Here is a 16,593-nt window from a genome sequence, read left to right as displayed (position 1 = left end):
TCATGAACAACTCCGTGAGCGGAACGGGCCGGCTGCTCTGGGCCGGTCTGCGCGCCCTTCTCGTCCTCACCGTCGTCTGCGGTGTGATCTACCCGCTCGCCGTCACCGGCGTCGCCCAGGCCGTCATGGGCCACCAGGCCAACGGCTCGGAGATCACCTCCGGCGGCAAGGTCGTCGGCTCCTCCCTCATCGGGCAGAGCTACACCCTGCCGCTGAAGAAGGGGCAGCAGACCCCGGCACCCGACCTCAGGTGGTTCCAGCCGCGCCCCTCCAACGGTCTGGGCACCAACAGCGTCAACACCCAGTACAAGCTGCTGGTGTCCGGCGCGACCAACCGGTCCGGGGACAACGCCGAACTGATCAAGTGGGTGAAGGACGCCAAGTCCGCCGTGATCAAGGACAACTCGACCGCCGGTTACCGGGTGCGGCCGTCCGACGTGCCGGCCGACGCCGTCACCTCGTCCGGCTCCGGTCTCGACCCGGACATCTCCCCGCAGTACGCGAAGCTCCAGGTGCACCGGATCGCCGAGCGCAACCACCTCACGGTGGCGCGGGTCGACCGGCTGGTCGCCGACCACACCACCGGCCGGATGCTCGGCTTCGCGGGGGAGCCCCGCGTCAACGTCCTGGAGCTCAACGTGGCACTGAAGCAGCTGGTCGAAGGCTGACCGGCGGCCAACTGCCCGGCGGCGCGAGACGGTTCCGGACGTCCGGACCGTCGCGGGCCGCCGGGCCGCGTCCTGTCCCGGTCACCCGGATGGCCCCCGGACACCCGGTCGGCCCCGCCTGACCAGGGCGGACCGGGGCCCGCCGCAGCCCATCAGGATCCCGTCAAGACACCCGCGCGGGCGGCCCCCCGTCCGTTATGCCGGAATCCCTGGCCGTAAGGTCGACGGAGAGTACTCAGCTGTTCTCCGAAAGACAATGGGGCCATGGCACGAGGCAAGCTTCGAATATTCCTCGGCGCGGCACCGGGCGTCGGGAAGACGTACGCGATGCTGTCCGAGGCCCACCGCCGGGTGGAGCGCGGAACCGACTGCGTCGTCGCCTTCGTCGAGCACCACGACCGGCCGCGCACCGAGGTGATGATGCACGGCCTGGAGCAGATCCAGCGCCGTGAGATCGCCTACCGCGGCGGCGTCTTCACCGAGATGGACGTGGACGCGGTCCTGGAACGCGCGCCCGCCGTCGCCCTGGTCGACGAGCTGGCCCATACCAATGTCCCGGGCTCGCGCAACACCAAGCGCTGGCAGGACGTGGAAGAGCTGCTCAAGGCGGGCATCGACGTCGTCTCGGCCGTCAACATCCAGCATCTGGAGTCGCTGGGCGACGTCGTGGAGTCGATAACGGGCGTCGCCCAGCGCGAGACCGTCCCCGACGAGGTGGTCCGCCGGGCGGACCAGCTCGAACTGGTCGACATGTCGCCCCAGTCGCTGCGCCGCCGGATGGCCCACGGCAACATCTACAAACCCGACAAGGTCGACGCCGCCCTCTCCAACTACTTCCGCCCCGGCAATCTCACCGCCCTGCGCGAGCTCGCGCTGCTCTGGGTGGCCGACCGGGTGGACGAGTACCTTCAGCAGTACCGCGGCGAGCACAACATCCGGTCCACCTGGCAGGCCCGCGAGCGCATCGTGGTGGGGCTCACCGGCGGCCCCGAGGGCCGTACGCTCATCCGCCGCGCGGCCAGGATGGCCGCCAAGGGGTCGGGCAGCGAGATCCTCGCCGTGTACATCGCCAGGAGTGACGGCCTGACCTCCGCCTCGCCCAAGGAACTGGCATTCCAGCGGACGCTGGTCGAGGACCTGGGCGGCACCTTCCACCACGTCATAGGCGAGGACGTTCCCTCCGCGCTGCTGGAGTTCGCCCGCGGGGTGAACGCCACCCAGATCGTGCTCGGCTCCAGCCGCCGCAAGACCTGGCAGTACATCTTCGGTCCCGGCGTCGGACAGACCGTGGCCCGGGATTCCGGGCCCGACCTGGACGTCCACATCGTCACGCACGAGGAGGTCGCCAAGGGGCGCGGACTGCCGGTCGCGCGCGGGGCGCGCCTGGGCCGTGTGCGGATCATCTGGGGCTGGCTGGCCGGAGTGGTCGGACCCGCGGTCCTCACCGTGCTGCTGACCAATGTCGACGCCGAGCTCGGCCTCGCCAACGACATGCTGCTCTTCCTGTCGCTGACGGTGGCCGCCGCGCTGCTGGGCGGTCTGCTGCCGGCTCTCGCGTCGGCGGCCTTCGGCTCGCTGCTGCTGAACTACTACTTCGCGCCACCGCTGCATCTGCTGACCATCTCGAACTCCAAGAACATCGTCGCCATCGTGATCTTCGTGTCGGTGGCCGTCGCGGTGGCGTCCGTGGTGGACCAGGCAGCCCGCCGTACCCACCAGGCGGCCAGGCTGCGCGCCGAGTCGGAGATCCTCTCCTTCCTGGCGGGCAGCGTCCTGCGCGGCGAGACCACGCTGGACGCCCTGCTCGAACGGGTGAGGGAGACGTTCGCCATGGAGTCCGTGGCACTCCTCGAACGGAAGAGCGACGTCGACCCGTGGGTCTGCGTGGGCAGCGTCGGTCCCCGGCCGCTCGCCCGCCCCGAGGACGCGGACGTGGACATGCCGATCGGCGACCACATGGCGATGGCGCTCACCGGCCGGGTGCTGCCCGCGGAGGACCGCCGGGTCCTCGGCGCCTTCGCCGCCCAGGCCGCCGTCGTACTGGACCGCCAGCGCCTCGTCGGCGAGGCCGAGGAGGCCCGCAGGCTGGCCGAGGGCAACCGCATCCGTACGGCGCTGCTGGCCGCCGTCAGCCACGATCTGCGGACCCCGCTCGCCGCCATCAAGGCGGCCGTCAGCTCGCTGCGCTCCGACGACGTCTCCTGGTCCGACGCGGACGAGGCCGAGCTGCTCGCGGGCATCGAGGACGGGGCGGACCGCCTCGACCACCTCGTCGGCAACCTCCTGGACGTCTCGCGGCTCCAGACCGGCACCGTCACCCCGCTCATCCGTGAGATCGACCTGGACGAGGTCGTCCCGATGGCGCTGGGCGGTGTTCCCGAGGGCAGCGCCGAGCTGGACATCCCGGAGACGCTGCCCATGGTGGCCGTCGACCCGGGACTGCTGGAGCGGGCCGTCGCCAACATCGTCGAGAACGCCGTCAAGTACAACCCCGGTGATGTGCCCGTCACCGTGGCCGCCAGCGCGCTGGGCGACCGCGTGGAGCTGCGCGTCGCCGACCGGGGGCCCGGTGTCCCCGACGAGGCCAAGGAACGCATCTTCGAACCCTTCCAGCGCCTCGGCGACGCCCCGCGCGGCGTGGGCGTCGGACTCGGACTCGCGGTCGCCCGCGGCTTCGCCGAGGCCATGGGCGGCACGCTCGGCGCCGAGGACACCCCCGGCGGCGGCATGACCATGGTCCTCACCCTGAGAGCGGCCGCGGGACCGGCAGGCGCGGACTCCGCACCGCCGTCCGGTTCCACTCCGGCCACCCCATCGGCAGAAAGGCAGAACCAGCTATGACCCGGGTGCTCGTGGTCGAGGACGATCCGCAGATTGTGCGCGCCCTTGTGATCAACCTGAAGGCACGCAAGTACGAGGTGGACGCCGCCCAGGACGGGGCCACCGCACTCCGGCTGGCCGCCGCCCGCCACCCCGACGTGGTCCTCCTGGACCTCGGGCTGCCCGACATGGACGGCGTGGAGGTCATCAAGGGCCTGCGCGGCTGGACCCGGGTGCCGGTCCTGGTGCTCTCCGCACGGCACACCTCGGACGAGAAGGTCGAGGCACTGGACGCGGGCGCCGACGACTACGTCACCAAGCCCTTCGGCATGGACGAGCTGCTGGCCCGGCTGCGCGCCGCGGTCCGCAGGGCCGAGCCCGTCGGGCCGGACTCCGGCGCGGGCGGCGGGGACGTCTCACTGGTGGAGACCGCGGAGTTCACGGTCGACCTGGCGGCCAAGAAGGTGCAGCGCGCGGGCCGTGACGTACGTCTGACGCCCACCGAGTGGCACCTCCTGGAGGTGCTCGTACGGAACACCGGCCGGCTGGTCAGCCAGAAACAGCTGCTCCAGGAGGTCTGGGGCCCCTCGTACGGCACGGAGACCAACTACCTGCGCGTCTACATGGCCCAGCTGCGCCGCAAGCTGGAGGCCGACCCCTCGCACCCCAGGCACTTCGTCACCGAGCCCGGCATGGGGTACCGCTTCGAGCACTGACGGAGTCCGCGCACTGACGGAGTCCGCGCGCTCACGGAGAGAAGGGGCGGTACGGCCGGCCGGGCCGGTGCCGGAGGGGCCGGCAGGGGAGGGGGTCCAGAGGGGTCCGTGTGGGCGGGACCAGCGGGGGCGGCAGGTACCGGGGCCCCGGTACCCTTCACCTATGAGTGTTAAGCCGACCGGCCGCTTCCGCCGGATGATCGACCGGCTGTCGACCTCGCAGGAGGATCTGCACTCCGCGGAGCTGCAGGAGGACTCGCAGGCCACGGGATGCACCCGGATCTCCGAGTGCACCGACCGCCAGATCGTCAAGGTGACTGGTACCTTGCGCACGGTCACCCTGCGTCCCCGGGCCGGTGTGCCCGCCCTGGAGGCCGAGCTGTTCGACGGCACGGCCCCGCTGGACGTGGTGTGGCTGGGGCGGCGCTCGATCGTCGGCATAGAGCCCGGCCGCAAGCTGATCGCCTCCGGCCGGATCTCCATGAGCCACGGCCGGCGGGTGCTGTTCAACCCCAAATACGAACTGCGACCGCTCGGACAGGAGTAGCCGGTGACGTCTCTCGACAAGCCGACCACAACCGACCAGGAAACCGCTGCTGCCAGAGCCGTCACGGAGGCAGCCCTCTTCGAAGCCTTCGGCGGGGTACGGGGCATGGTGGAGACCGTGCTCCCGGGCCTGCTGTTCGTGACGATCTTCACGATCAACAAGGACCTGAAGACCTCCGCGATCGCCGCCGTCGCGGTCTCCCTGGTGCTCGTCGTGGTGCGGCTGGTCCGCAGGGACACCGTCAAGCACGCCTTCAGCGGTGTCTTCGGCGTCGCGTTCGGTGTGGTCTTCGCGATGATGACCGGCAACGCCAAGGACTTCTACCTGCCGGGCATGCTCTACACGCTGGGCCTGGCGCTCGCCTACCTCGTCACGGCGGCGGCGGGCTTCCCGCTGATCGGGGTGATCCTCGGGCCGGTCTTCAAGGAGAACCTCTCCTGGCGCACCCGTAACCCCGGCCGTAAGTCGGCGTACGCGAAGTCGAGTTGGGCCTGGGGGCTGATCCTCCTCGCCAAGTGCGCGATCCTCTTCCCGCTGTACTGGTGGGCCGACACCACGCAGTTCGGCTGGGTGCTGATCGCGCTGAAGATCCCTCCGTTCCTGCTCGCGGTCTACCTCACCTGGGTGTTCCTGGCGAAGGCGCCCCCGCCCATCGACGTGTTCGCGGAGATGGAGGCCGAGGAGAAGGCCGAGAAGGACCGCAAGGCGGCCGCCGCCGAGGCACAGCGCGGCGAGGCATAACCGGCCCGCACACCGCCCTCTGCCCGACCGCACAGAAAGAACGCCGTACCGGCAGGTTCCGGTACGGCGTTCTCGTTCTCTCCGTCCGGAGCGGCTACCCGGCCGCGCCCTCCCGGCGTACCGACAGCAGGTCCTCCAGCTGCTCCTCGCGCGCCTGCGCGGCCACGAACAGCAGCTCGTCGCCCGCCTCCAGGGTCTCCTCCGGGCTCGGCGTCAGGACGCGCGTGCCGCGGATGATGGTGACCAGCGAGGTGTCCTCGGGCCACGCCACGTCACTGACCTGGGTACCGGCCAGCGCCGACTCGGGCGGCAGCGTCAGCTCGACGAGGTTGGCGTCACCGTGGCTGAAGCGCAGCAGCCGTACGAGGTCGCCGACACTCACCGCCTCCTCGACCAGCGCCGACATCAGCCGCGGCGTGGAGACCGCGACATCGACTCCCCAGGACTCGTTGAACAGCCACTCGTTCTTCGGGTTGTTCACCCGGGCCACGACCCGCGGTACCCCGTACTCCGTCTTGGCGAGCAGCGAGACCACCAGATTGACCTTGTCGTCACCGGTCGCCGCGATCACCACGTTGCACCGCTGCAGCGCCGCCTCGTCCAGCGAGGTGATCTCGCAGGCGTCCGCGAGCAGCCACTCGGCCAGTGGCACCCGCTCCACCGAGATGGCGGTGGGAGCCTTGTCGACGAGCAGGACCTCGTGCCCGTTCTCCAGGAGCTCGCCCGCGATGGAACGTCCCACCGCGCCGGCCCCGGCAATAGCCACACGCATCAGTGACCGCCCTCCTCGGGGCCTCGGGCGAAGGCTGCCTCGACCTTTTCGACCTCGGTCGTGTGCATCATGACGTGGACCAGATCACCTTCCTGGAGCACGGTCCGGGACGTGGGCAGCGTCGCCTCCCCCAGACGTGTGAGAAACGCGACGCGCACGCCCGTCTCCTCCTGGAGCTGGCTGATCCTGCGGCCGATCCACGCAGCCGACGTGTGTACCTCGGCGAGCTGCACACCCCCGCTCGGGTCGCGCCACAGCGGTTCGGCGCCGGACGGCAGCAGCCGCCGCAGCATCTGGTCGGCGGTCCAGCGGACCGTCGCGACGGTCGGGATGCCCAGGCGCTGGTAGACCTCGGCACGGCGGGGGTCGTAGATGCGGGCTGCGACGTTCTCGATCCCGAACATCTCGCGGGCGACCCGCGCCGCGATGATGTTCGAGTTGTCCCCGCTGCTCACCGCGGCGAACGCACCGGCCTCCTCGACGCCCGCCTCACGGAGGGTGTCCTGGTCGAAACCGACTCCGGTGACCCGGCGGCCGCCGAACCCGGCGCCCAGACGGCGGAAGGCCGTGGGGTCCTGGTCGATGACTGCGACCGTGTGCCCCTGCTGTTCCAGGGTCTGCGCGAGAGCGGCTCCCACTCGCCCGCAGCCCATGATGACGATGTGCACGACCGTCCTTCCACACGTCCGTAAATTTTCGGTCATAACTGTTCCACCGGAAAATGGCCCCGGCCAAGGAATAAAGACTCTCAGACAAGCGGCAAAGCTACACACGCACGGTGCGGGTCGGCGCCTGTACGGGCGGCCTCCGAGGGGGAAGGGGGGATTCCGTCGTGATGAGTCCGTGGTGATGAGGGGGTGGGGGGTGCGCGCTCTCTATATGGACCGCTTACGATCCTCACCGTGTCCAAACTGACCGACGTGCCCAAACGCATCCTGATCGGCCGGGCGCTGCGCAGCGACAAGCTGGGCGAGACCCTTCTCCCCAAACGCATCGCGCTTCCCGTCTTCGCCTCCGACCCCCTGTCCTCGGTGGCGTATGCCCCGGGAGAAGTGCTGCTCGTCCTCTCCGTCGCGGGTGTGTCGGCCTACCACTTCAGCCCGTGGATCGCGGTTGCCGTCGTAGTACTGATGTTCACCGTGGTGGCGTCCTACCGGCAGAACGTGCACGCCTACCCCAGCGGCGGCGGTGACTACGAGGTCGCGACCACCAACCTCGGGCCGAAGGCCGGGCTGACCGTGGCCAGCGCCCTGCTCGTCGACTACGTACTCACCGTGGCGGTGTCGATCGCATCCGGCGTCGAGAACCTCGGCTCGGCGATCCCCTTCGTCGTCGAGCACAAGGTGCTCTGTGCCGTCGGCACCATCGTTCTGCTGACCCTGATGAACCTGCGCGGTGTGAAGGAATCGGGGAAGCTTTTCGCCATTCCCACGTACGTCTTCGTCGCGGGCGTCTTCATCATGATCGCGTGGGGCGCCTTCCGCGGTCTGGTGCTCGGCGACACGATGAAGGCCCCGACCGCGGGCTTCACGATCCACGCGGAGCGGGGCGGCCTGGGCGGCTTCGCCATGGTCTTCCTGCTGCTGCGGGCCTTCTCCTCCGGCTGTGCGGCGCTCACCGGAGTCGAGGCGATCAGCAACGGCGTACCGGCCTTCCGCAAGCCGAAGAGCAAGAACGCCGCGTCCACGCTGGCACTGATGGGCGTCCTGGCCGTCACGATGTTCTGCGGGATCATCGCCCTCGCCATGGTCACCAAGGTGCGGATGGCGTCCAACCCCGGCACCGATCTGCTCAGCCACGGAGTCCCGGTGGGGGCCGGCTACAACCAGGACCCGGTGATCTCGCAGGTGGCCGCCGCCGTGTTCGGCAACGGCACCTTCTTGTTCGTGGTCCTCGCCGCAGCGACCGCGCTGGTCCTCTTCCTGGCTGCCAACACCGCGTACAACGGCTTCCCGCTGCTCGGCTCGATCCTCGCCCAGGACCGCTACCTGCCGCGCCAGCTGCACACCCGCGGCGACCGGCTGGCCTTCTCCAACGGCATCGTGCTGCTGGCCGGTGCGGCCATCCTGCTCGTGGTGATCTACGGCGCCGACTCGACGCGGCTGATCCAGCTGTACATCGTCGGCGTGTTCGTCTCCTTCACGCTCAGCCAGACCGGCATGGTCCGGCACTGGAACCGCCACCTGGCGACCGAGAAGGACCCGAACAAGCGCCGCCACATGATCCGTTCGCGCGCGATCAACACCTTCGGTGCCTTCTTCACCGGTCTGGTGCTGGTCGTCGTCCTGGCCACCAAGTTCACCCACGGTGCCTGGGTCGCCCTGCTCGGCATGGTGATCTTCTTCGGGACCATGACGGCGATCCGCAAGCACTACGACCGGGTGGCCGACGAGATCGCGGCACCGGACGAGCCGTCCGAGGACAGCCTGCGCCCGTCCCGCGTCCACTCGATCGTGCTGGTCTCCAAGGTCCACAAGCCGACGCTGCGCGCGCTCGGCTACGCGAAGCTGATGCGCTCGGACCATCTGGAGGCGCTCTCCATCGGCGTGGACCCGGCCGAGACGAAGGCGCTCAGGGAGGACTGGGAGCGGCGCGGCATCAACGTGCCGCTGAAGATCCTCGACTCTCCCTACCGCGAGATCACCCGGCCGATCATCGAGTACGTGCGGGGCCTGCGGCGCGAGAGCCCGCGGGACGTGGTCTCCATCTACATCCCCGAGTACGTGGTGGGTCACTGGTACGAGCACGTCCTGCACAACCAGAGCGCCCTGCGCCTGAAGGGGCGGCTGCTCTTCACCCCCGGTGTCATGGTCACCTCGGTCCCGTACCAGCTGGAGTCCTCGGAACTCGCGAAGAAGCGGGCCAGGAAGCGGGCCGACTGGAATGCGCCGGGTGCGGTCCGCCGCGGGCCGGTGACCAGGCGGTACGACGAGTCCGCGGGATCGTCCACCAAGGGCGCGAAGGGCGCGAAGGGCACCAAGGGGCCCAAGGGCACGAAGGACACCAAGGACACGAAGGGCAAGAGCTGAGCGGATCGGATCATCGCGGGCCGGTCCCGCACTGTCCCCGGTATCCGACTGGTGAACGGCCGGGCAGCATCCACGTAGACTGGTGGGTCGTTGTCCGGCTGTTCCCTTTTGATCTTCTGGAGTCCCCCCGCCATGCAGACAGAACCCACGTCATCGCTGGTCGGGGAGGAGTACGAGGTCGAGGTCGGCCCCGTCGCGCACGGCGGCCACTGCATCGCCCGCAACGAGGAGGGCCGGGTCCTCTTCGTACGGCACACCCTGCCCGGCGAGAAGGTCGTCGCCCGGGTGACCGACGGCGAGGAGGGCTCACGCTTCCTGCGGGCCGACGCCGTCCGGATCATCGAGGCATCCAAGGACCGGGTCGAGGCCCCGTGCCCCTACTCGGGTCCGGGCCGGTGCGGCGGCTGCGACTGGCAGCACGCCAAGCCGGGCGCGCAGCGCAGGCTCAAGGGTGAGGTGATCACCGAGCAGCTCCAGCGTCTGGCGGGCCTGACCCCGGAGGAGGCGGGCTGGGATGGCACTGTGATGCCCGCGACCGGTGACAAACTGCCGGCGGGCGAGGTTCCCGCGTGGCGTACCCGGGTCCAGTACACGGTGGACGAGCAGGGCAGGGCGGGGCTGCGCAAGCACCGGTCCCACGAGGTCGAGCCGATCGACCACTGCATGATCGCGGCGCCGGGCGTCACGGAACTGGGCATCGAGAAGCGCGAGTGGCCGCAGCTGGCGTCCGTCGAGGCCATCGCGGCGACCGGCTCCAGCGACCGCCAGGTCGTCCTCACCCCGAAGCCGGGCGGCCGGCTGCCCCTGGTCGAGCTCGACAAGCCCGTCTCGGTGCTGCGCGTCGAGGAGCACGACGGCGGGGTGCACCGTGTCCACGGCCGCCCCTTCGTCCGCGAACGGGCCGACGGCCGCACGTACCGCGTCGGCATGGGCGGCTTCTGGCAGGTCCACCCGCAGGCGGCCGACACCCTGATGAAGGCCGTGATGCAGGGCCTGATGCCCCGCAAGGGCGACTCGGCGCTCGATCTGTACTGCGGCGTCGGTCTGTTCGCGGGCGCCATCGCCGAACGGGTCGGCGAGCAGGGCGCGGTGCTCGGCATCGAGTCCTCCAAGCGCGCGTGCGAGGACGCCAGGCACAACCTGAAGGAACTCCCGAGGGTCCGCATCGAACACGGCAAGGTCGAGGCGGCCCTGCCCCGCACGGGCATCACCGAGACCGACCTGATCGTCCTGGACCCGCCCCGGGCGGGAGCGGGCAAGCAGACGGTCAAGCACCTGGCATCCCTGGGCGCCCGCCGTATCGCGTACGTCGCGTGCGACCCGGCGGCACTGGCCCGGGACCTGGCGTACTTCCGGGACGGGGGGTACGGGGTGCGGGTGCTGCGGGCGTTCGATCTGTTCCCTATGACGCATCATGTGGAGTGCGTGGCGATCCTTGAACCCATCGCGAAGGCTGCCTGACCTGCGGGTCTGGATGGTGTGCGTTATATGCGGTGTGGGCGTTACGGGCGATATCTTGACGCTCGTGACGCTCAAATGAGGCTTGTTCTGACGGGATGTCACCTGACTGATTCTGTAGGTCGTGCCAGGTGGAGGGCGTGTTCCCGCAGGCTGTCTCTGCAGGAACTCGAAGGAAACTAAGCCGAGTTCCTGCATGCTGTAGTTCCGCGGGTCGGACGTTGGCTGAGTGGGCGCTCATAGGTCGGTCCGTAAGGGCTCCAGTGCCCGAGGAAGGGCCTCAGGTCGTCGGCTCGCGGTTCGTGGACGTCGGGCAACCAGGGCGGTGAGCTCAGCGGGTCGAGGCGCTCGACGGTGGTCGCTGCCCAGCTGATCCCTGCTTCAGCGTCGTTCGGGCCTGCCCCGGCGGCATGGCCTCGAGTCGCGCGCACAGCGCTCCAAGGGCATGGACGTCGGGCCGCCCTCGTCCACAACCAGCTGGAGATCGCCACCCTGCCGGCCAAGCCGCCCAGCCTCATGGTTCCCCCTCTCGTCGCGCATGCCGCGACGCACATTGCTGCGCCCGGCTGAGGCCGTGGCGGGGACAGCTCTCGCCGGTTCGGACTTCTTCTCGGGCCGGGCCAGGTCGGCCGTCTTCAAGAAGGCAGTCCAGGGGCTGTCTCGGTCGTTCACGGTTTCCCACGAGATTCCGGCGCCTGGACGGTGTTTGGTACTGCCAGTTGGAACCGGACTACTGCTTCACCACCGATGGGTACACCGAATGCCCCTTCGCCGAACGGCTCTTGGCAGGGCATCAATCGTCTCGACCGGCGTCCGGCGGTCCGAGGCCTGACCCGCAGGTGCCGGCAAGGCGTACGACGTCCCTCACCTGCGGCGATGGCTCTGAGGCAAGCACATCGGGGTCCGCATCGCACGCAAGGGCATCGGGTCCAGCGAGCGGCTCGGTCGACGCAGGTGGGTCATCGAACGCACCATGTCCTGGCTGACCGGCTACCGCCGGCTCAACCACCGATACGAGCGGAAACCAGGCAACTACCTGGCCTTTCTCGGACTCGCAGCCGCACTCTGCTGCTACAAACGGTTCCTCAAACTGACCATGTAGGACACCGTCTGAGTGCGCCGCTTCGCCAAGGCATCGCACTGGGAACCCCCAAAATTGTGGGCGGAACCAAGCTCAGATATCACCGGTTGTGTGCACGTTCACGTCGCCCAAACGGATTGCCAGCAGCAGGAGTTGAGCCCTGTTGGTTACGCCCGTCTTCAGTCGGATACGGCGCACGTAGGCATCGACCGTGTGGGGGGAGATGCTCATGCTACGGGCGATGGCCGTGTAGGTCCTGCCGAGGGCCATGTGCCTGAGCACCTCCGCCTCGCGGGCGCTGAGGTCCGCGGTGGGCCTCGGGAGTGCACCGTTCATATTGATCTCCTTCGTTGTCGGCTGCGCGAAGCGGTCGGTGCCCGAAGGCTGCCGCCGTGTGCGCACCTCCGTGTTCACGGCGATCTCCGCGGCGCAGAGTCTCCCGGCCCTTCACCAACTTGAATGGCAGCAAAGAGTGCAGGGGACGGAGCATCCCTTACCGTCCATAGAGTTCATAACGCGATCGCCGGTGTGCCTTCCCATAGTCGCCCATCGTGATCAACGCCCGATCAGCGGGAGATCGATAGGTGCCGACTACCGGGAAGGGGCCGCCCTTGACATACGCGGGCCACGGTCGCGCGTTCCGGACAGCGCACCGAATACATCGCCTCACCTGCGTATTGATCGCATGTTGATCACGATCTGACACCGTGACGAGGTGCTGCGGGCCCCGGCGGCACGCGTCGGTGTGGCGGCTGCTGACCGGCCGGCTCGGATGGAGCCTGCAACGGCCCGAGCGGCGGGCGGTCGAGCGGGACGAGTCGGAGATCGCCCGTTGGATCGCGCACGAGTGGCCGCGCATCAAAAAAGGGGCCGTGAACAAACGTGCCTGGATCGTCTTCCTCGACGAATCAGGCGTCTCCCTGCTCCCTCAGATCCGCCGCACCTGCTCGCCCCGAGGGCGGACACCGCTCCTGCGGCACCGCCAGAACTGGAAGCGCGCGTCGATGGCCGGGGCCTTGGGTTACCACTCCACCGACCCCCGTCGCGAGGCGCGCCTGTGCTTTCACTTCAAGCCCGGCAGCCACGACACCGCCGGACTCATCGAGGTCCTGGAGCAGATGAAGGTGTTCTACCGCGGCGAGCCAGTGGTCCTGGTCCGGGACGGCCTGTCCGCGCACTGGAGCCGGGCGATGCGGGCCTGGGCCCCCGAGCTCAAGAAGCGTGAACTCGCCAACCTCGCCGGCGACCACCTCGCCGATGTCGCCGACGCCACCGGGCAGGGCATCCCCCGCATCAACACCAATCCCCGACTGCCATGGTCATTCCTCGCCCATACCGGCCTGACCATCCACCCACCACACCCACCGAACTTACGAAAAGCTCAAGTAGGGTTTGTTCAATCAACGGGGCATTCGCGTGGGGACACGTCTTCTGGACGGGCAGCCTGCAGTAGCCGTTGGGCTGAGTCTGGGTGGTGACGCCACAGCGGGTCTCGGCCCACCGGGCCTGACCGAGCGGCCCGTCCGCGTCGAGCATGACGTGCTCGCCCTTGATGTTGCCCTTCATCGCCGCTTCCCAGTGTCGTCGGACAGTCCGGTCGGTGATCCGCGCGTAATGGGCGGTCATCCGGGACGATTCGTCGGCGTTCACCCACCGGTCGTAGTGCTTGCCGCGCAAGCCTCTGCCGAAGTTCCCGTAGCGGCATCCGGCGGCCTTGCGGACCGACAGGTCCTGGCGTCCGCGAACCGGTGGCCCGGGATCGGCGAGGAAGTCCTCCATCGCCGGGCGGCCGCGGTGGCGCCACCGGATCACGTGCCCGTCGCAGAGTCCGCGCATGCTCACGACGCGATCGCAGTCGGCGACGGCGCCGGCCGGGGCGACGAACACCGCGTCGTCCGGGAACGGGCTTGAGGTCGTACCGCGGGAGACGCATGAAATGATCTTCAACTGCTCACCAGCGGCCTGAAAGGCGAGGCTATAGCGCGTCGGCTGGTCCTGTCGTTGCGGACCGTCATGCGTCATATCGCGGACATCATGCAATAGCTGAATGCCCGAAGTCGCTTCCATACCGGTGCCGGCACCGCTGCCGCTGCGAGGGGACTCCTGGACATTGATCTCGAAGCTCTGCGACAGACGCCTGACAAAGCAAAGGATGATGAGGATCCTTGAATTCACCATACCTGTGCTGTGGTTCTCACCCGGAGGACGGCGGTGGTCGGCTCCCGCAAGAAGGCGGCGATCTGCTCGGCATAGGAGGCCAGTTCTTGCCGTTCGTGATCCGGCATGTGTGTGAGCACCATGGATTGCAGCCCGTCGGGGGAGCCCGGCTGAGCGCGCACGGCGGAGAGAAGAGACCGGTACAAGTCGGCCAAGGTCTCATCGATCGCGTTCCGCCGAGCACTGCCGTTGGCGGTTTCGCGTTGAGTGGTCAGCGAGCCGGGGCGCCGCAGTCGGTTGTAGAGCACTTCCGGGACGTACGTGATCTCCCCGAGAGCGTGGGACAGCGCGATGATCAACCCGTCGTAAGAGAACTTGAACCCCCCGTAGTAGCCACCCAGCCGTCGAAGGTAGTCGGTGCGGTAAAGGCCGTGGTGGTTGCAGGGCATGTAGTAGTCCTCGGTGGCCGGCTGTTCGAGTCGGGCCGAGGCATCCTCGACATGGCTGCCACGTGCTGAGCCGTCACTGTAATGCCGACCCTCTGCGTAGTGCACCATCTGTGCGGATACCGCCAGACCCTTCCCGGTTCGTCGTAGCGCAGCCAGCAGACTGCGAACGCGTTCGGGCTCGCTCCAGTCGTCCGCGTCCTGAATAAGCAGGTAGTCGGCGTCGTCGGCGAAGAGAACTGAGGACACCGCGAAGTAGGCGCCGCGGTTGTCGGGATATTCGACGCGCCACAGCCGCGGGTCGTCCAGGTCGGAAAGCAGTGACCAAGGCGCAGGAGAGTCGCAGTCGTTGACGACGACCACCCGGACGTTGGTATGAGTCTGGGCGAGCACACTGTCAACTGCCCTGCGGAGATAGTCAAGGCAGCCGAAATAGGGTATGGGTACAAGTACCCGCGGTTCGGGCTCATTTCGCATTGCTGCGCCCTCGCTCCTAGTTCCCAATGTCGTCTCCTTTAGTGCACGTTCTCACCGGCTCGTGAACCGGGATCTGATCTCGTTGATTTGGGGTTTGCCGCTCGTGGTGATCGGTAACTCGCCGTGAGAGATCAGCTCGACGTCGTGTACGAAGAGTTCGAGCTCGTCGGCCAGCCGCCTTCGGACCTCCTTGGCCAGCGCTGTCCGGGACGAGGAAAGTGAGCTGTAGACCTCGGCCACCATGCATATCCGTGCCGTATCCGGTGTCTGTAGCATGTGGTCGTCGGCCGTGAGGACGACGCAGCGGCCCGGCCGTATCCCCTCGATGCTGTCGCAGATCGCGCGAATGTCGACGGCGTAGAAGTTGCGGCCGTTCTGGATGATGGTGTCGTCATCGCGACCCACAACGAACAGATGCCTGCGGTACATGAAACCGATGTCGCCCGTGTCGTGCCACGTACCCGAGTCGGACCCCTCCACGGAGGCCGACCAGTAGCCGGAGAACATCTGCGGTCCGCGAATACTGATGCGGCCGACTGTCCTCCCCGGAGGCGTTGTTCGGTCGTCGTGCGGCCCTCCTACGGTCACCTCGGTGCCGGGAAGAGGCCGACCGGACGACAAGAGTACCGACGGCGTCTCGACCGCCTGTGCGGGGGAAGGCACGACCCGTCCCTTCCGCAGAGCGGCGCGGTCGACCTCCAGCCTCAGTGATGGTTCGTCGGGGGTGCCGGTGGCGACGGTGAGGGTGGCTTCGGCCATCCCGTAGGACGGGCAGAAGGCTTCCGGGCGAAAGCCGGCAGGTGAGAAGTGCGCGGTGAACCGGTCTGCCGTGTTGGCCCGGACCGTCTCACCGGCATTGCGGGCCACCCGCCAGGATCCGAGGTCGAGACGTCGCACGTCTTCGACAGGAACCCTGCGAACGCAGAGTCCGTAGCCGAAGTCGGGTGCGCTGGACAACGTTCCGCGCACGGTCGTCAATGCCTGCAGCCAGGATAGCGGCGCCCGGACGAAGTCGCGCGGTCGCAGCAGCACCGATGTGTAGCCGCTGAACAGTGGGCGCAGCACCCCGGTGACCAGGCCCATGTCGTGATGGAGCGGCACCCAGGTGACCGCCGTGTCATGAGGCCCCTCCTGGTACACCTGCGCGACCTGGCGGCAATTGGCGCGCACTGCCTGGTGGCTGAGGATTGCCCCTTTCGGCTTGCCGGTCGAGCCGGACGTGTACTGAAGCAGGGCAACGGCGCAGCGCCCGGCAGCCTCCTGGCGGCTCTCGCGCGGGCCGCCGGACTGTATCAGATCGTCCCAGGCGACGAACCTGCCGTCATAGTCGGAGAGGAGAGTCCGGCATCCGTCCGTCCGGGCGCGGACGATCACCAGCGTCGGTCGGCAGTCCTCGACGATGCCGCGCAGGCGGGCGAGCACTGCCGGCTTCGGTTCGGCCGTGACTTCCGGCGCCGGTACCGCGATCAGGCCAGAGGCCATACAGGCCAGCAGGGCCGCTGTGAAGGTGATGTCGTTGGGCAGGGCCAACACCACTCGGTCGCCGGGCCGTCTGCAGTGGCGGGCCACGGCGGCCGCGGCACGCTCCACGAGAGCGGACAGAGCGGTGAAGTCGAGCGACTCGCGCACTGCTCCGGCCCGCCAGGTGGCCACCGCGATCGCCGACGGCTGCGACCGCGCT

General features: G+C 68.4%; 15 protein-coding genes and 1 pseudogene. 11 read left to right on the top strand and 5 right to left on the bottom strand.

What is annotated here, in order from left to right; genetic code table 11:
* Positions 1-2: 2 nt before the first annotated feature.
* The 5 genes from OG285_RS06885 to OG285_RS06865 all read left to right on the top strand — a co-directional run bounded on the left by OG285_RS06885 (position 3) and on the right by OG285_RS06865 (position 5,492).
* Positions 3-668, top strand: coding sequence for a potassium-transporting ATPase subunit C (locus OG285_RS06885; protein ID WP_371790515.1), 666 nt, complete (start codon positions 3-5; stop codon positions 666-668).
* A gap of 264 nt (positions 669-932) precedes the next feature.
* The gene (locus tag OG285_RS06880; RefSeq protein WP_371790514.1) at positions 933-3,509 is read left to right on the top strand and encodes an ATP-binding protein; all 2,577 of its coding nucleotides are present in this window, start codon (positions 933-935) and stop codon (positions 3,507-3,509) included.
* The gene (locus OG285_RS06875) at positions 3,506-4,204 is read left to right on the top strand and encodes a response regulator (RefSeq protein ID WP_356830103.1); all 699 of its coding nucleotides are present in this window, start codon (positions 3,506-3,508) and stop codon (positions 4,202-4,204) included. The genes OG285_RS06880 and OG285_RS06875 overlap by 4 nt, the downstream gene beginning before the upstream one ends.
* A gap of 196 nt (positions 4,205-4,400) precedes the next feature.
* Complete coding sequence (locus OG285_RS06870) at positions 4,401-4,751, top strand: OB-fold nucleic acid binding domain-containing protein (protein WP_327299539.1); 351 nt, start codon at positions 4,401-4,403, stop codon at positions 4,749-4,751.
* A gap of 3 nt (positions 4,752-4,754) precedes the next feature.
* The gene (locus OG285_RS06865) at positions 4,755-5,492 is read left to right on the top strand and encodes a DUF3159 domain-containing protein (protein WP_356830105.1); all 738 of its coding nucleotides are present in this window, start codon (positions 4,755-4,757) and stop codon (positions 5,490-5,492) included.
* Positions 5,493-5,586: 94 nt separating this feature from the next.
* Here the strand turns inward: OG285_RS06865 and OG285_RS06860 are convergent, their stop codons facing one another.
* Together OG285_RS06860 and OG285_RS06855 are read right to left on the bottom strand one after the other, a co-directional pair.
* A complete protein-coding gene (locus tag OG285_RS06860) occupies positions 5,587-6,264 on the bottom strand; it encodes a TrkA family potassium uptake protein (protein ID WP_266852181.1) in 678 nt (225 codons plus the stop codon).
* Positions 6,264-6,932: a TrkA family potassium uptake protein gene (locus tag OG285_RS06855; protein ID WP_356830107.1), complete on the bottom strand. Its 669-nt coding sequence runs from the start codon at positions 6,930-6,932 to the stop codon at positions 6,264-6,266. Before OG285_RS06855 ends, OG285_RS06860 begins: the two co-directional genes overlap by 1 nt.
* Positions 6,933-7,166: 234 nt before the next feature.
* On the opposite strand from OG285_RS06855, the gene OG285_RS06850 reads away from it, so the two are divergent.
* The 3 genes and pseudogenes from OG285_RS06850 to OG285_RS06840 all read left to right on the top strand — a co-directional run.
* Positions 7,167-9,293 carry an APC family permease gene (locus OG285_RS06850; protein WP_371790513.1) on the top strand — a complete coding sequence of 709 codons (2,127 nt, stop codon included), beginning with the start codon at positions 7,167-7,169 and terminating at the stop codon, positions 9,291-9,293.
* 132 nt (positions 9,294-9,425) lie between these two features.
* Positions 9,426-10,754, top strand: a complete 1,329-nt coding sequence (locus OG285_RS06845) for a class I SAM-dependent RNA methyltransferase (protein ID WP_371790512.1) — start codon at positions 9,426-9,428, stop codon at positions 10,752-10,754.
* 901 nt (positions 10,755-11,655) lie between these two features.
* Positions 11,656-11,853: pseudogene (locus tag OG285_RS06840) on the top strand (transposase); the annotation flags it as partial.
* A gap of 72 nt (positions 11,854-11,925) precedes the next feature.
* Here the strand turns inward: OG285_RS06840 and OG285_RS06835 are convergent.
* On the bottom strand, positions 11,926-12,246 hold the full coding sequence (locus OG285_RS06835) for a response regulator transcription factor (RefSeq protein WP_371790511.1): 321 nt from the start codon (positions 12,244-12,246) through the stop codon (positions 11,926-11,928).
* Positions 12,247-12,539: 293 nt separating this feature from the next.
* Here OG285_RS06835 and OG285_RS06830 point away from each other — a divergent pair, with 293 nt between their 5' ends.
* The 3 genes from OG285_RS06830 (at position 12,540) to OG285_RS06820 (ending at position 13,875) form a co-directional block, all read left to right on the top strand.
* Positions 12,540-13,310: a transposase gene (locus OG285_RS06830; RefSeq protein ID WP_371790510.1), complete on the top strand. Its 771-nt coding sequence runs from the start codon at positions 12,540-12,542 to the stop codon at positions 13,308-13,310.
* A gap of 356 nt (positions 13,311-13,666) precedes the next feature.
* The gene (locus tag OG285_RS06825) at positions 13,667-13,798 is read left to right on the top strand and encodes a hypothetical protein (RefSeq protein WP_371790509.1); all 132 of its coding nucleotides are present in this window, start codon (positions 13,667-13,669) and stop codon (positions 13,796-13,798) included.
* Positions 13,780-13,875: a LuxR C-terminal-related transcriptional regulator gene (locus OG285_RS06820; protein ID WP_371793473.1), complete on the top strand. Its 96-nt coding sequence runs from the start codon at positions 13,780-13,782 to the stop codon at positions 13,873-13,875. The genes OG285_RS06825 and OG285_RS06820 overlap by 19 nt, the downstream gene beginning before the upstream one ends.
* A gap of 128 nt (positions 13,876-14,003) precedes the next feature.
* Here the strand turns inward: OG285_RS06820 and OG285_RS06815 are convergent, their stop codons facing one another.
* Together OG285_RS06815 and OG285_RS06810 are read right to left on the bottom strand one after the other, a co-directional pair.
* Positions 14,004-14,912: a glycosyltransferase family 2 protein gene (locus tag OG285_RS06815; protein WP_371790508.1), complete on the bottom strand. Its 909-nt coding sequence runs from the start codon at positions 14,910-14,912 to the stop codon at positions 14,004-14,006.
* A gap of 51 nt (positions 14,913-14,963) precedes the next feature.
* The gene (locus tag OG285_RS06810; protein ID WP_371793472.1) at positions 14,964-16,541 is read right to left on the bottom strand and encodes an AMP-binding protein; all 1,578 of its coding nucleotides are present in this window, start codon (positions 16,539-16,541) and stop codon (positions 14,964-14,966) included.
* Positions 16,542-16,593: the final 52 nt, after the last annotated feature.

Source organism: Streptomyces sp. NBC_01471, assembly GCF_041438865.1.
Lineage (GTDB): Bacteria > Actinomycetota > Actinomycetes > Streptomycetales > Streptomycetaceae > Streptomyces.
Note: the sequence above shows the minus strand (reverse complement) of the source record. Positions and strands in the feature narration are given on the sequence as shown.